The following is a 15,322-nucleotide window of genomic DNA, read 5'->3' on the forward strand; positions in this document are numbered from 1 at the left end:
CCACACTCACGCTCGCGGCCCGACCGCGCCCTCCGACGACGTTCACCGTCTGCCGACTCGGTAATCCCCCCATGACCAACCTCCCGAATCACACGGCCATGCCTGATTCGGGAGGTTACGTCGCAGCACTGACAATCCGGCTATCGCGCCAGTATCAGGCTCATCGCCTCGGCCCGGGTGGATGCGTCACGCAGCTGTCCGCGCACCGCGGACGTCGTCGTCTTCGCACCCGGCTTCCGGATGCCGCGGACGGACATGCACATGTGCTCCGCCTCGACGACGACGATCGCACCGCGCGCCTCCAGGATCCGCATCAGCGCATCCGCGACCTGCGTGGTCAGCCGCTCCTGGACCTGCGGTCGCCGGGCGAAGACATCGACAAGACGCGCCAGCTTGGACAGACCCGTGATCTTGCCGCTCTCCGCAGGGATGTATCCGACGTGTGCCACCCCATGGAACGGGAGCAGGTGGTGCTCGCAGAGGCTCATGATCTCGATGTCCTTCACCAGGACCATCTCGTCGTGCCCCAGGTCGAATGTCGTCGTCAGGACATCCTCGGGCTCCTGCCGCAGACCGGCGAGGATCTCCCTGTACGCCCGCGCCACCCGCCCCGGCGTCTCCTTCAGGCCCTCGCGGTCGGGGTCCTCGCCCACGGCCAGCAGCAGCTCCCGGACAGCGGCCTCGGCACGTTTCTCGTCGAACTCGCCGATCGGCCCCTGGGGGTCCAGCGTCACCGGGTCGGTCATGTGTGCCTCGTTCCTTGAGCGGTCACTGCGGGGGCATCCGCGCAGGTGTACGGAAAAGCCGCGCCCCCAACAGGCTAGAACCTGGGGGACGCGGCATCCATTCCGGGCCTGGTGGGAGCCCCGTGACGGGGGACACACCGGGTCGGTGACTAGCTCTCGGGACGCTCCTCGGGGAGGGTCTCCGTGCTCGGGACGGTGTCCGTGACCGAGCCGGCGGCCGTGCTCGCGCCGTTGGTGAGGGCGAGCTCCTTCGGGGAGAGGACCGGCGGACGGGTGGACGGGGTGCGCCGGGCGGAGCCGGTCCACGCGGGGCGGGCCGGGCGCTTGACGATCGGGGCGAAGATCTCGGCGATCTCCTCCTTGCCCAGGGTCTCCTTCTCCAGGAGGCGGAGGACCAGGGTGTCCAGCACGTCGCGATTCTCGACGAGGATCTCCCACGCGTCGTTGTGGGCGGTCTCGATGAGCTTCTTGACCTCTTCGTCCACCAGCGCGGCGACCTCTTCCGAGTAGTCGCGCTGATGGCCCATCTCGCGGCCCACGAACGGTTCGGTGTTGTCGCCGCCGAACTTGATCGCGCCGAGCCGCTCGGTCATGCCGTACTGCGTGACCATCGCGCGGGCCGTTGCCGTGGCCTTCTCGATGTCGTTCGCGGCGCCGGTGGTCGGGTCGTGGAAGACCAGCTCCTCGGCCGCGCGCCCGCCCAGCATGTACGCGAGCTGGTCGAGCATCTCGTTGCGCGTCGTGGAGTACTTGTCCTCCTCCGGGAGCACCATCGTGTAACCGAGGGCGCGGCCGCGGGAGAGAATCGTGATCTTGTGGACCGGGTCCGACTGGGGGGAAGCCGCCGCGACCAGGGCGTGTCCGCCCTCGTGGTACGCGGTGATCTTCTTCTCCTTCTCGGACATGATCCGGGTCCGCTTCTGCGGACCCGCCACGACGCGGTCGATGGCCTCGTCCAGCATCGCGTTGTCGATGAGCTTCTGGTTGCTGCGCGCCGTCAGGAGCGCGGCCTCGTTCAGCACGTTCGACAGGTCGGCACCGGTGAAGCCGGGCGTGCGGCGGGCGACGGCGCCGAGATCGACGTCCGGGGCCACCGGCTTGCCCTTCTGGTGGACCTTCAGGATCTCCAGACGGCCCTGCATGTCCGGCCGGTCGACCGCGATCTGCCGGTCGAAGCGGCCCGGGCGCAGCAGCGCCGGGTCGAGGATGTCCGGGCGGTTCGTGGCGGCGATCAGGATGACGCCGCCCTTCACGTCGAAGCCGTCCATCTCGACGAGCAGCTGGTTGAGCGTCTGCTCGCGCTCGTCGTGACCGCCGCCCATGCCGGCGCCGCGGTGGCGGCCGACGGCGTCGATCTCGTCGACGAAGACGATCGCCGGGGCGTTCGCCTTGGCCTGCTCGAAGAGGTCGCGGACGCGGGAGGCGCCGACACCGACGAACATCTCCACGAAGTCGGAGCCGGAGATCGAGTAGAACGGGACGCCCGCCTCGCCCGCGACGGCGCGCGCGAGCAGGGTCTTGCCCGTACCGGGAGGCCCGTAGAGCAGGACGCCCTTGGGGATCTTGGCGCCGACGGCCTGGAACTTGGCCGGCTCCTGCAGGAACTCCTTGATCTCGTGGAGCTCCTCGACCGCCTCGTCCGAGCCCGCCACGTCGGCGAACGTCGTCTTCGGGGTGTCCTTGGTGATCAGCTTGGCCTTGGACTTGCCGAACTGCATGACCTTGGAGCCGCCACCCTGCATCTGATTCATCAGGAACAGGAAGACGACCACGATGAGGACGAACGGCAGCAGTGAGAAGAGGATCGAGACGAACGGGGACTGCTTCGACGGCGAGACGGTGTACCCGTCCTTGATGTCGCCGCTCTCGTACTTCTTCTGGAGCATGTCGGCGAGCTGGACGCCCTGGTTGCCGATGTAGCTCGCCTGGAACTTGCTGCCGGACTCGCCGGACAGCTTCTGACCGTCCTTCAGTTCGATCTTGATGATGTGATCGTCACCGGTGGTGAGCTTGGCCTGGTCCACCTGGTTCTTGCTGATCGCCTGGATCACCTGTCCGGTGTCCACCGTCTTGTAGCCGCCGCCCGAGCCGACGACATTCATCAACACGACCACGGCGAGGACGGCCAGCACGATCCACATGACCGGCCCACGGAAGTATCGCTTCACGTCCATCCATACGAGGCGAAGACGCCCCGTCCCTCCTGCCCGTAGGTAAATGCTGCTGTGAGTAAAGACTGTTCTTCGGACGGTACCCCAGCATGGTCACCGGCGTCCGCCTCGGACGTCCGGCAATCGCGCCTCGAAGGCTCAACGGCGGGCGGCCCGTGAGGGTTCCCGGCGGGCCCTGCGACGGGTCCGCGGGCCCTCAGCCTCCGTATACGTGCGGGGCGAGGGTCCCGACGAAGGGGAGGTTGCGGTACTTCTCCGCGTAGTCCAGCCCGTAGCCGACGACGAACTCGTTGGGAATGTCGAAGCCGACCCACTTGCAGTCGAGCGCGACCTTGGCCGCGTCCGGCTTGCGGAGCAGGGTGCAGATCTCCAGCGAGGCGGGCTCGCGCGAGCCCAGGTTCGACATCAGCCAGGACAGCGTCAGACCGGAGTCGATGATGTCCTCGACGATCAGGACGTGCTTGCCCTTGATGTCGGTGTCCAGGTCCTTGAGGATCCGGACGACACCGGAGGACTGGGTGCCCGCGCCGTACGAGGAGACGGCCATCCAGTCCATGGTGACGGGGGTGGACAGCGCACGCGCCAGGTCCGCCATGACCATGACGGCGCCCTTGAGGACCCCGACGAGGAGCAGGTCCTTGCCGGCGTACTCCGCGTCGATCTTCGCGGCCAGCTCCACGAGCTTCGCGTCGATCTCTTCCTTGGTGAGGAGCACCGACTGGAGGTCGGCGCCCATGTCCTTCTCGTTCACCCGCGTCTCTTTCTGTGCCTGCCGGGTCCGGGGGTGGAGTCCCGGGCCTGCGCGGCCGTCGCCCTGCATGTCAGCCGCTCGTGCGTCAGCTCTGCCGGATGACCAGTCTGCCACCCTGCCGCAGGGCTTCGACGCGGCCGGGGAGGTTGATGGCCTGCTGGCCGCGCCAGCCGGTGACCAGGCGGTCCACTTCCTCGATGTGCCGGGCGAAGAGCGAGCCAGCAGGGGAACCCGCCTCTATGGCGGCCCGGCGCAGCACCCGGCGGCGTACGGCGGGGGGCAGCTCGTACAGCTTGGCGCACTCCAGCCGGCCCGCGTCGTCGCGTACGTCACGGTCGGCGGCGGCGGCCCAGGTGTCGAGGGCGTCGGCGTCGTCGCGGGAGAGCTGGGCCGTACGGGCGAGGGCTTCGACCACGCCCTTGCCGAGGGCCTTCTCCAGGGCGGGCAGGCCCTCGTGGCGCAGCCGGGAGCGGGTGTAGGCGGGGTCGATGTTGTGGGGGTCGTCCCAGACGGGCAGGGACTGGGCGAGGCAGGCGGTGCGGGCGGTCTGCCGGTCGAGCTGGAGGAAGGGGCGGCGGTAGCGGCCGGCCGGGCCGGAGGCGGCGGCCATGCCGGACAGCGAGCGGATGCCGGAGCCGCGGGCGAGGCCCAGCAGGACGGTCTCGGCCTGGTCGTCGCGGGTGTGGCCGAGGAGGACGGCGGCGGCGCCGTGGTGTTCGGCGGCGGCGTCGAGCGCGGTGTAGCGGGCGTCGCGGGCGGCGGCCTCGGGTCCGCCCTCGCGGCCGACGTGGACGGCGACGGCCTCGACGGGGCCGAGGCCCATGGCGGCGAGCCGGGCGGCGACCTCGGCGGCGCGGGTGTCGGAGCCGTCCTGGAGGCCGTGGTCGACGGTGACGCCGCCGGCCCGGACCGGGAGTTTGCGGGCCTCGAAGGCGAGGGCGGAGGCGAGCGCCATGGAGTCGGCGCCGCCGGAGCAGGCCACCAGCACCAGGGGGGTGTCGGGGCGGGCGGGGAGCGTGCCGAGGCGGCTGCCCCCGCCGGCCGGGGCGAGCTCGGGGTGCGGGGCGTGCCCGGCGCGTTCGTTCTGTTCGGCGTGTTCGGCGATGACGTCGTGGAGTACGCGGCGGACCGCCAGGCGTATCGCCGCGACCGCAGGATGGGGACCCATGTCCGGTGCCCTTCGTGAGGAGCTTGAGGGGTGTCTCGGAGTGCCGGGACGGGAAGGAGTGCCGTCACTCAGAGTGCGTCGATGGTGACAGAGCAATGCCGTTCATCGAGCATTGCACGCCTTCCCATGCCCCTACGGTCCCTCGGATGGGTGATTACCGGCGCGTTGCCTTCGTACCGGGGACCTTGATCACGACTCTGCCTTACGGTGCACCCTCGCGATCCAGTCCGCGGGGCGGGCGATCTCCGCCTTGGTGGGGAGGGTGTTGGGCGAGGTCCACACCCGGTTGAAGCCGTCCATGCCGACCTCGTCCACGACGGCGCGCACGAAGCGTTCGCCGTCCCGGTACTGGCGCAGCTTGGCATCGAGGCCGAGCAGCTTGCGCAGGGCCTGGTCGAGGCGGCTCGCGCCGCGGGCGCGGCGCTGCTGGAACTTCTCGCGGATCTCGGCGACGGAGGTCACGACCTCGGGGCCGACGCCGTCCATGACGTAGTCGGCGTGTCCTTCGAGGAGGGACATCACGGCGGTGAGGCGGCCGAGGATCTCGCGCTGGGCGGGGGTCTGGACGAGCTCGACCAGGCTGCGCCCGCCGTCCTCGCCCTCCTCGCCCTCGGGCCGGCCGCCGGAGAGGGACTGGACGGCCTCGCGCAGCCGCTCCAGGAAGGTCATCGGGTCGACGTCGGTCTCGTCCAGGAAGGACTGGATCTCGCCCTGGAGGTGGTCGCGGAGCCAGGGCACCGCGGTGAACTGGGTGCGGTGGGTCTCCTCGTGGAGGGCGACCCAGAGCCGGAAGTCGTGCGGGTCGGCCTCCAGCTCGCGCTCCACGTGGACGATGTTGGGCGCCACGAGCAGGAGGCGGCCGCCGCCGTCGGCGGAGGCGGGGAGCTCGCGGGAGGCGGGGGCGAAGGTCTCGTACTGGCCGAGGACGCGGGAGGCGAGGAAGGACAGCAGCATCCCGACCTCGACGCCGGTGACCTTGGAGCCGACCGCTCCGAGCACGGCGCCGCCCGCGCCGCCGGAGCGCCGTTCCTCCATCTTCTCCAGGAGGGGGCGGAGCAGTTCGCGGAAGCCGGCGACGTTGGCCTTGATCCAGCCGGTGCGGTCCACGACGAGGACGGGGGTGTCCTCGGGCTCGGTTCCCTCGGGGATCATCCGGGTGAAGGCGCGGACGTGCTCCTCCGCCGCCTTCGCGTGCCTGCGCAGCTCCGCGACGACCTCGCGGGCCTCCTCGCGGCTGATCTCGGGGCCCGGCCGCACAAGCCGGGTCGCGGTCGCGACCGCGAGGTTCCAGTCGACCATCCCTGCACCACCGATGCTCGTCATGCGTCAACCGTACGTGCTCGCCCCTTGATGCGGTGCGGTGTTGACGGGCTCATCGCTTCCCGGCGCCGAGTGCGGTGGCGAGTTTGTCGAGGGCCTTCTGGGCCTCGGTGGGGGCGGTGGTGCCGGAGGCGAGGAAGGCGAAGGCGAGGAGCCGTCCCCGGGTGTCGACCACCGTGCCGGCGAGGCTGTTCACGCCGGTGAGGGTGCCGGTCTTGGCGCGGATGAAGCCGGTGCCGCCGGACGCGCTGGTGTAGCGGCTGCTGAGCGTGCCGCTGAATCCGGCGACGGGGAGGCCGGTGAGGACGGGGCGCAGTTCGGGGTGGGCGGGGTCGGCCGCCCGGGCGAGGAGGCCGGCGAGCAGGGCGGCGGTCACCTTGTCCTCGCGGTTGAGCCCGCTGCCGTCGGCGATGTTCACGCCCTTCAGGGGCAGGCCGAGCTTCTTCAGGCGGGCGGTGACGGCCCGTCGGCCGCCCGTGAAGTCGGCGGGCTGCCCGGCGGCGATGGCGGTCTGCCGGGCCAGGGCCTCGGCGATGTCGTTGTCGCTGTTGGTGAGGGCGCGTTCGACCAGGCCGGAGAGGGGCGCGGAGAGGTGGGTGGCGACGGTGCGGGACGTCTTGGCGGGGCGGCCGGGGGCGGGTGCGCCCTTGGTGGTGACGCCGGCGTCCTTCAGGTATCCGGCGAAGGCGCGGGCGGCGTCGCCCGCCGGGTCCTCGGTGCGCGCGGCGGGTCCCTTGACGGAGTCGTCCTGGCGGCCCTCGTTCAGCATCAGGGCGCTCATGGGCGCGATGTTCTCGTTGGGGCCGATCGGGTGGTGCGTGGGCCCCGAATAGGCGGAGGCGTCGTAGCGCAGCCGTACGGAGGGGGTCTTGCCGGTCTTGAGGGCGCGGGCGGCCTCGGTGGCCAGGGCGCGCAGGGCGGCCTTGTCCAGGGTGGGGTCGCCGCCGCCGACGAGGGTGACGGTGCGCAGGTCGTCGGAGGCGCGCACGGTGGTGGGGATGCGGTGGGCGGGGCCGAGGGCGCCGAGGGCGGCGACGGTAGTGGCGATCTTGACGGTGGAGGCGGGCGTCATGGGGGCGTCGGCGCCCTTGCCGTAGAGCCGCTTGCCGGTGGCGGTGTCGATGACCACGGCGCCGCGACGGGAGCCCAGCGCGTCGTTCTCCAGCAGCGGGTCCAGGACGGCGCGCAGGTCGCGGGTGGCGCCGGCCGGGGCGTCCTGTGTGCCGGTGCCGGGGGCGGACAGGGCGGCGAGGACGGCGGGGGCGCTGGGGGCCGGGGCGGGGCCCTCGGGGTCGCCGCCGTCGTGATGTACGCCACCTGTGCCTTCGGCGGCGACCGCCCGGTCCCGCTCGGCCTTACGCTGACCCGAGTCCCAGGGTCCGGCGGCGAGGACGACGCCGGCCGCGAGGGCCAGTCCGACGACGGCGGACACGGCCGTGAACTGCCAGTCGTTCACTCCGCCGCGTACGCCCAGGCGGGCCGCGATACCGCCGCCGGGCCTGCCGGGCGGTTCCGTCGACGGTCTTTCCACCGGCTCGGCCACCGTTGACCAGCCCCTTTCGCGAGCACACATCTGCGTGAGGGACACTTAACCACCAGTCGTATGTGTTGATCATGGAGGAGCCACCCGTGGAGTTCGACGTCGTTATCGAGATCCCGAAGGGTTCGCGCAACAAGTACGAGGTGGATCACGAGACCGGCCGGATTCGTCTGGACCGTCGGCTCTTCACCTCGACCAGCTACCCGGCGGACTACGGCTTCGTCGAGGACACCCTCGGTGAGGACGGCGACCCGCTGGACGCGCTGGTGATCCTGGAGGAGCCGACGTTCCCGGGCTGCCTCATCAAGTGCCGTGCGATCGGCATGTTCCGGATGACCGACGAGGCCGGCGGCGACGACAAGCTGCTGTGCGTCCCGGCGTCCGACCCCCGGGTGGAGCACCTGCAGGACATCCAGCACGTGTCGGAGTTCGACCGCCTGGAGATCCAGCACTTCTTCGAGGTCTACAAGGACCTGGAGCCGGGCAAGTCCGTCGAGGGCGCCGACTGGGTCGGCCGCGCCGAGGCCGAGGCCGAGATCGTCGCCTCCCGCAAGCGCCTGGAGGCGCAGGGCGGCGCGCACTGACGTTCCGCTTCGTGTGAGCGGGCTACGAAACGGGCGGTACACCCACGCGGGTGTGCCGCCCGTTCCGTGTGCCCTCCCTTGGGCGTGGCCATACTGGGCAGGAGTGCGGCCGAGGACGCGCAGCCGAGGAGGAACGAGGTCGAGTGGTGGCGGAACCGGGCGGTTTCGATGACGAGAAACCCCAGTCCGACGAGGCGCACAGCGCCTTCTCGCAGCCTGCCGGGACCGAGCCGGCGGCTCCGCCCGAGGAGGACCACCCGACGTCGGAGTTCGCCCTTCCGGCGGGGGTGACGCCCGAGTCCCCGGCCCCGGGTTCCGGTTCCGGTACGGGTTCCGCTTCCGGGTCCGAGGCGGCTTCGGCGTTCGCCACGCCGAGCACGTACAACTTCCGGGACTCCCCGCCGGCGTTCACCCCGGCGTACGGGGTGCCGATGGTCCGGCTGACCAAGGAGGCGCCCTGGCAGGACCGGATGCGCACGATGCTGCGGATGCCGGTGGCCGAGCGCCCGGCCCCGGAGCCGGTCCAGCGGCACGATGAGGAGGCGGGGCCCCCGGTTCCGCGCGTGCTCGACCTGACGCTGCGTATCGGGGAGCTGCTGCTCGCGGGCGGTGAGGGCGCCGAGGACGTCGAGGCGGCGATGTTCGCGGTGATGCGGAGCTACGGGCTCGACCGCTGCGAGCCGACCGTGACGTTCACGCTGCTGTCGATCTCGCACCAGCCGTCGCTGGTGGACGACCCGGTGACGGCGAGCCGTACGGTACGCCGCCGGGGCACCGACTACACGCGGCTCGCGGCGGTCTTCCGGCTGATCGACGACATCACCACGGCCGACGACGAGGTGTCGCTGGAGGAGGCGTACCGGCGGCTCGCGGAGATCCGGCGCAACCGGCACCCGTATCCCGGCTGGGTGCTCACGCTGGCCGCCGGCGGGCTGGCCGGGGCGGCGTCCGTGCTGGTCGGCGGTGGTCCGCTGGTGTTCCTGATCGCGGCGCTCGGGGCGATGCTCGGTGACCGGCTGGCCTGGCTGTGCGCGGGGCGCGGGCTGCCGGAGTTCTACCAGTTCGTGGTGGCGGCGATGCCGCCCGCCGCGATGGGCGTGGCGCTGACGCTGACGCACTGGTCGGACGTACGGCCGTCCGCGGTGATCACCGGTGGACTGTTCGCGCTGCTGCCGGGGCGGGCGCTGGTGGCGGGCGTGCAGGACGGCCTGACCGGGTACTACATCACCGCCTCGGCGCGGCTCCTGGAGGTCATGTACTTCTTCATCGCGATCGTCACCGGGGTGCTGCTGGCGCTGTACGGGGGGCTTCAGCTGGGGGCCGAGCTGGACCCGGAGGCGCGGTTCATCACGCATGACCGGCCGGTGATCCAGATCTTCGCGTCGATGCTGCTGACCCTGGCCTTCGCGATCCTGCTCCAGCAGGAGCGGGCGACGGTGCTCGCGGTGACCCTGAACGGCGGAGTGGCCTGGATCGTCTACGGGGCGATGGCCCGGACGGGCAACCTGTCGGCGGTGGCCGCGACGGCCGCGGCCGCCGGGCTCGTCGGGCTGTTCGGGCAGCTGTTCTCGCGCTACCGCTACACGTCGTCGCTGCCGTACATCACGGCGGCGATCGGGCCGCTGCTGCCCGGTTCGGCGACGTACTTCGGTCTGCTGGGCGTCGCGCAGAACGAGCTGGACCGGGGCCTCGCCTCGCTGTCCACGGCGGTGGCGACGGCCCTGGCCATCGCCATCGGGGTGAACCTGGGGAGCGAGATCTCCCGGCTGTTCATGCGGGTGCCGGGCGCGGTCGGCGGCGCGAACCGCCGCGCGGCCAAGCGGACGCGCGGCTTCTGACCGGGGCGCCCCTCAGGGGCGTACAGAGCTCAGGGGCGTACGGCGCTCAGCGCTTGGCGTGGCGGCCGCGGCGGCCGGCGGACGGGTCCTGCGGGGGCACCTCGCCGCTGCCGGCGGCGGGGCCCTCCTTCTTGGCCTTGCTGCGGGCGCGCAGGAACTCGATGGCGATCGGGACGACCGAGATCAGCACGATCAGGACGAGCATCGCCTCGATGTTCTTGTGGACGAACTCGACGTTGCCGAGGGCGGCGCCGAGCAGCGTCACGCCGACGCCCCAGAGGACGCCGCCGATCACGTTGAACACGATGAACGAGCGGTAGTTCATCCGGCTGACGCCCGCGATGATCGGGGTGAAGGTCCGCACGATCGGCACGAAGCGGGCCAGGATCAGCGACTTCGGGCCGTGCTTCTCGAAGAACTCGTGGGCCTTCTCGACGTTCTCCTGCTTGAAGAGGCGGGAGTCGGGGCGGCTGAAGAGCGAGGGGCCGACCTTGCGGCCGAAGAGATAGCCCACCTGGTCGCCGATGATCGCGGCCAGCGCGACCAGGACGCAGACCAGCCAGAGCGGGGTGTGCAGCTTGTCGGTCGTGACCAGCAGGCCCGTGGTGAACAGCAGGGAGTCACCGGGCAGGAAGAAGCCGATGAGCAGCCCGGACTCGGCGAAGACGATGACCAGGACGCCGGCCAGGCCGAACTGTCCGATGAGATAGTCCGGGTCCAGCCAGCTCGGTCCGAGCGCAAGCGTATTCAAGGGTCCGGGCTCCAGGATGAGGTCGATGGGCGGCTGCGTGGCCGCCCCAAGCTATCAACGCCTCGGGACGGCCCCGGGTTCCACCCGCCTCCGTGACCGTTTACGCCCGGCGGTGCGCGTTCGCCTCGATCGCGTCGCGCAGGTGCTCGGCCAGGCCCGGCCGCATGGAGTCGTAGAACGCCTTGAACTGCGGATCGGCGACGTACATCCCGCCGAGGCCCCGGTGGATCTCGTAGGTGCACTCGTAGAACCAGGTCGAGATGTGCAGCCGGTGCTCCTCGGCGAGGTCCGTGGCGCGCTCGCCGTCGGCCGGCTCGCCGGCCTCCATCAGTGCGTCGTAGCGCTCGCCCCAGGAGGCGACCTCGGCCTTCATCCGCTGCCAGTCCTCCTTGGTGTAGCGGGCGGCGCGGCGCTGCGACTCGGCGTAGGTGTCGGTGGAGCCCCAGCGGCGCTCGGCCTCCTCGGCGTACTGGTCGGGGTCCTTGTCGCCGAAGACCTCGAACTTCTCCTCAGGGGTGAGGTTGATGCCCATCCTGCGTGCCTCCATCGCTGTCTCTACGGCGGCGGCCATCCGCTGGAGCTCCGCGATCCGGTGCGACAGCAGCGCGTGCTGGCGGCGCAGGTGCTCCTGCGGGTCCGCGTCCGGGTCGTCGAGCAGGGCCGCGATCCCGTCCAGCGGGAAGCCGAGCTCCCGGTAGAAGAGGATCTGCTGCAGCCGGTCCAGATCGGCGTCGTCGTAGCGCCGGTGGCCCGCGTGGCTGCGCCCGCCCGGTGAGAGCAGGCCGATGGTGTCGTAGTGGTGCAGGGTGCGCACCGTGACCCCGGCATAGCCGGCGACCTGTCCCACGGAGTGCTCCATGGCTCCCCGCTCCTTCCTGTGTGGGTACGGGTACGAGCCTGGGCCCTCACGCCGCGTGAGGTGCAAGTCCCGCCCGCCGCCCGCACCATTTGAACGGTTTTACGGCTTTCGCATCGCTATGGTGTGCCGATGCCGACCGATTCCGTCGTCGCCGCCGAGCCCGCCCCCGCCGCCCGCCGGCTGCTCGTGCTCATCGTGCCCGCCCTGGCCGTGGGCGTGGTCTCGGCCCTGGTCCTGCTCGGGGTCAGCCTGCTCGCGGAGCAACTCCAGGACGTGCTGTGGGAGACGCTGCCCGACGCGCTGTCCGTGGGGCGGTACTCCTCGCTGTGGATGATCGTGATGCTGACCGCCATCGGCCTGGCGGCCGGTCTGGTCATCCGGGCCGTGCCGGGCCACGCCGGTCCGGACCCGGCGACCATGGGTCTCGTCGAAGCGCCGCTGCCGCCCTTCGTGGTGCCCGGCGTACTCGTGGCAGCCGTTCTCACCCTGGCGGGCGGGGTCAGCCTGGGCCCGGAGAACCCGATCATCCTCGCCAACATCGCCCTGGCCACCTGGGCCGGCCGCCGGTTCGCCCCGGGCGCGCCCGGCGAGGTGTGGCTCGCGCTCGCCGCCGCCGGCACCGTCGGCGCCCTCTTCGGCACCCCGGTCGCCGCCGCCCTGATCCTCACCGAGACGCTGGCCGCCTCGCCGGGCCCCGGCGCGCTCTGGGACAAGCTGTTCGGGCCGCTCGCGGCCGGGGCCGCCGGATCGCTCACCATGTCACTGGCCGCCCACCCCAGCTTCGACCTGTCGCTGCCCCCGTACGGGCACACCGGCTGGAGCGACCTGCTCGCCGCCCTCGTCATCGCGTCGGCCGGAGCGGTCCTCGGCCTCGCGGCGGTGTACGCGTTCCCCCTGGTCCACCGCTTCTTCCGGGCCCTGCCGCACCCGGTGCTCGCCCTGACCCTGGGCGGCCTCGCGCTCGGGCTGCTCGGGGCGCTCGGCGGGCACCTGACGCTGTTCAAGGGGCTGGACGAGGTGAAGACGATCGCCGCCGATCCGGACGGCTGGTCGGCCGCCGAGTTCGGGACGATGGCGGTGGTGAAGACGGCGGCCCTGGTGATCGCCGCGACCTGCGGCTTCCGGGGCGGCCGGATCTTCCCGGCGGTGTTCTCGGGCGTCGCGCTCGGCCTGTGCGCCCACGCCCTCGTCGGCGGGGTGCCGGTGGCGCTCGCCGTAACGTGCGGGGTGCTGGGCGTCCTGCTGGCCGTCACCCGGCAGGGCTGGCTGAGCCTGTTCACGGCGGCCGTCCTCGCCTCCGACACGGCCCTGCTCCCAGTGCTGTGCGTGGCCTCGCTGCCCGCCTGGCTGCTGGTGACCGGCCGGCCGCTGATGCAGCTGCGCGAGGACGGTACGGCGATGCGCTGAGCCGGACGGCCCAGCACCGGATGTCGGACCCGGAGGCCGTCCGTATCGTCGGATTCGTCCGGTATCGCGGGCGCGAGCCGAGAAGGGCAGGTCCGTGATGCCGCTCCACCGGGGCTCCGCGCACGAGGGCGAACCGTCGGCCGAGCAGCGCAAGCTGGCGCTCAACCCCTTCTACGGGGTCGCCGACCCGGTCGCCGGAATGGAGGCGGCGCCGCCCCGGCACCGGATGCCGGACGGACCGCTGCCGCCCCACACCGCGTACGGGCTGGTCCACGACGAGCTGATGCTGGACGGCAACTCGCGGCTCAACCTCGCCACCTTCGTCACCACCTGGATGGAGCCCCAGGCCGGGGTGCTGATGGGCGAGTGCCGCGACAAGAACATGATCGACAAGGACGAGTACCCGCGCACCGCCGAACTGGAGCGGCGCTGTGTGGCGATGCTCGCCGACCTCTGGCACGCCCCCGACCCCTCGGCGGTCGTCGGCTGTTCCACCACCGGGTCCAGCGAGGCGTGCATGCTCGCCGCGATGGCGCTCAAACGCCGCTGGGCGGCCAAGAACGCCGACCGCTACCCGGCGAGCGCCAAGCCCAACCTCGTGATGGGGGTGAACGTGCAGGTGTGCTGGGAGAAGTTCTGCACGTTCTGGGAGGTCGAGCCGCGCCTCGTCCCCATGGAGGGCGACCGCTTCCACCTCGACCCGCAGGCCGCCGTGGAGCTGTGCGACGAGAACACCATCGGCGTCGTCGGCATCCTCGGCTCCACCTTCGACGGCAGCTACGAGCCCGTCGCCGAGCTGTGCGCGGCCCTGGACGACCTCCAGGAGCGCACCGGTCTCGACATCCCCGTCCACGTCGACGGGGCCTCCGGCGCCATGGTCGCGCCGTTCCTCGACCCGGACCTGGTGTGGGACTTCCGGCTTCCCCGGGTCTCCTCCATCAACACCTCCGGCCACAAGTACGGCCTGGTCTACCCGGGCGTCGGCTGGGCGCTGTGGCGCTCGCCCGCCGAGCTGCCCGAGGAACTGGTTTTCCGGGTGAACTACCTGGGCGGCGACATGCCCACCTTCGCGCTGAACTTCTCCCGGCCCGGCGCCCAGGTCGTCGCGCAGTACTACACCTTCCTGAGGCTGGGCCGGGACGGCTACCGGGCCGTGCAGCAGGCCGCCCGGGACGTGGCGACGGGGCTGGCGGAGAAGATCGAGGAACTGGGCGACTTCCGGCTGCTCACCCGGGGCGACCAGCTGCCCGTCTTCGCGCTCACCACCAAGCCGGAGGTGACGGCGTACGACGTCTTCGACGTGTCACGGCGGCTGCGCGAACGCGGCTGGCTGGTGCCCGCGTACACCTTCCCCGCCCACCGGGAGGACCTCTCCGTGCTCCGGATCGTGTGCCGCAACGGCTTCTCGTCGGACCTGGCGGAACTGCTCCTGGAGGACCTGCGCCTCCTGATGCCCGAACTCCGCGCCCAACCGCACCCGCTGACCCGGGACCAGAACGCGGCGACGTCCTTCCACCACTGAACCAGGGCAATACACCTAGCCCGTCGCGTACGGGTTCTCCTCGCCCTCCGCGAGTACGCCGACGAACGGGTCGCCCTCGCCCGCGAAGACGTAGGCGCCGGCCTCGATCCGGGCGATCAGGCCGCGCGTCCACTCCGCGCCCGCGTCCGCCGAGTGCACCCAGAAGTTCATGACCTCGCCGATGTGGCCCAGCTGCTCCGGGCCGCCCTCGGGGAGGTAGTGCTCGGTGACGGCGGCGCGCCAGGCCGCGAGGTTCTCCAGACGCTCCCGGAGCAGGGCCACCGCCTCGGCGCGTTCCAGGTCGACGATGAAGCCGATGCCCGCCGAGAGGACGTCCATCCGCTGGTCGTACGAGGTGAGCGAGGCGCGCAGCAGGGTGAAGTACTCCTCGGTGCCGCGCCCCGTGATCTCGTACTCGATGCGCGGCGGTCCGCCCACGGTGCTCTGAGCCACCTCGTGGGCGAGGAGCAGGTCCTGCTTCGCGAGCTGCTTCAGCGCGTGGTAGACGGAGCCGGGCTTGGCGTTGGACCACTCGTGGGCGCCCCAGTACTCCAGGTCGTTGCGGACCTGGTAGCCGTGGGCCCGGCCGTGCTGGCGCACGGCGCCGAGGACCAGCAGCCGGATCGCGGACATGCCCTCCACCTCTCTGGTCAACCCGACCAGCG

General features: G+C 71.4%; 13 protein-coding genes. 4 read left to right on the top strand and 9 right to left on the bottom strand.

Annotation, left to right across the window (positions count from 1 at the left end; translation table 11 throughout):
- Positions 1-140 precede the first annotated feature (140 nt).
- From folE to dacB, 6 genes are all read right to left on the bottom strand, one after another.
- Positions 141-746, bottom strand: a complete 606-nt coding sequence (gene folE, locus ACIQZN_RS31945; protein ID WP_404001429.1) for a GTP cyclohydrolase I FolE — start codon at positions 744-746, stop codon at positions 141-143.
- Between the two features lie 149 nt (positions 747-895).
- Positions 896-2,920 (bottom strand): ATP-dependent zinc metalloprotease FtsH, encoded by a 2,025-nt coding sequence (ftsH, locus tag ACIQZN_RS31950; RefSeq protein WP_404001432.1) that lies wholly within the window; start codon positions 2,918-2,920, stop codon positions 896-898.
- A 193-nt stretch (positions 2,921-3,113) separates the two neighbouring features.
- Positions 3,114-3,653: a hypoxanthine phosphoribosyltransferase gene (gene hpt / locus ACIQZN_RS31955; protein ID WP_147971393.1), complete on the bottom strand. Its 540-nt coding sequence runs from the start codon at positions 3,651-3,653 to the stop codon at positions 3,114-3,116.
- Positions 3,654-3,753: 100 nt separating this feature from the next.
- Entirely contained in the window at positions 3,754-4,836 is a 1,083-nt protein-coding gene (gene tilS / locus ACIQZN_RS31960; protein WP_404001434.1) for a tRNA lysidine(34) synthetase TilS, read from the bottom strand.
- Positions 4,837-5,025: 189 nt separating this feature from the next.
- Positions 5,026-6,159 carry a zinc-dependent metalloprotease gene (locus tag ACIQZN_RS31965; RefSeq protein ID WP_404001437.1) on the bottom strand — a complete coding sequence of 378 codons (1,134 nt, stop codon included), beginning with the start codon at positions 6,157-6,159 and terminating at the stop codon, positions 5,026-5,028.
- A 49-nt stretch (positions 6,160-6,208) separates the two neighbouring features.
- Positions 6,209-7,699: a D-alanyl-D-alanine carboxypeptidase/D-alanyl-D-alanine-endopeptidase gene (dacB, locus tag ACIQZN_RS31970; RefSeq protein WP_404001440.1), complete on the bottom strand. Its 1,491-nt coding sequence runs from the start codon at positions 7,697-7,699 to the stop codon at positions 6,209-6,211.
- An 86-nt stretch (positions 7,700-7,785) separates the two neighbouring features.
- Here dacB and ACIQZN_RS31975 point away from each other — a divergent pair, with 86 nt between their 5' ends.
- Entirely contained in the window at positions 7,786-8,280 is a 495-nt protein-coding gene (locus ACIQZN_RS31975) for an inorganic diphosphatase (RefSeq protein WP_018520452.1), read from the top strand.
- Positions 8,281-8,423: 143 nt separating this feature from the next.
- Entirely contained in the window at positions 8,424-10,118 is a 1,695-nt protein-coding gene (locus ACIQZN_RS31980) for a threonine/serine exporter ThrE family protein (RefSeq protein WP_404001443.1), read from the top strand.
- A 46-nt stretch (positions 10,119-10,164) separates the two neighbouring features.
- On the opposite strand, the gene ACIQZN_RS31985 is transcribed toward ACIQZN_RS31980, so the two are convergent.
- On the bottom strand, positions 10,165-10,869 hold the full coding sequence (locus tag ACIQZN_RS31985) for a DedA family protein (protein WP_404001446.1): 705 nt from the start codon (positions 10,867-10,869) through the stop codon (positions 10,165-10,167).
- Positions 10,870-10,969: 100 nt separating this feature from the next.
- On the bottom strand, positions 10,970-11,728 hold the full coding sequence (locus ACIQZN_RS31990; RefSeq protein WP_404001449.1) for a MerR family transcriptional regulator: 759 nt from the start codon (positions 11,726-11,728) through the stop codon (positions 10,970-10,972).
- Positions 11,729-11,857: 129 nt separating this feature from the next.
- On the opposite strand from ACIQZN_RS31990, the gene ACIQZN_RS31995 reads away from it, so the two are divergent.
- Both ACIQZN_RS31995 and ACIQZN_RS32000 read left to right on the top strand, forming a co-directional pair.
- Positions 11,858-13,135 carry an ion channel protein gene (locus tag ACIQZN_RS31995; protein ID WP_404001452.1) on the top strand — a complete coding sequence of 426 codons (1,278 nt, stop codon included), beginning with the start codon at positions 11,858-11,860 and terminating at the stop codon, positions 13,133-13,135.
- Positions 13,136-13,232: 97 nt separating this feature from the next.
- Positions 13,233-14,657, top strand: a complete 1,425-nt coding sequence (locus ACIQZN_RS32000) for a glutamate decarboxylase (protein ID WP_404001598.1) — start codon at positions 13,233-13,235, stop codon at positions 14,655-14,657.
- Between the two features lie 15 nt (positions 14,658-14,672).
- Here ACIQZN_RS32000 and ACIQZN_RS32005 read toward each other — a convergent pair whose 3' ends face one another.
- Positions 14,673-15,290, bottom strand: coding sequence for a PadR family transcriptional regulator (locus ACIQZN_RS32005; RefSeq protein ID WP_404001601.1), 618 nt, complete (start codon positions 15,288-15,290; stop codon positions 14,673-14,675).
- Positions 15,291-15,322: the final 32 nt, after the last annotated feature.

Source organism: Streptomyces sp. NPDC097595 (assembly GCF_044761525.1).
Classification (GTDB): domain Bacteria; phylum Actinomycetota; class Actinomycetes; order Streptomycetales; family Streptomycetaceae; genus Streptomyces; species Streptomyces drozdowiczii_A.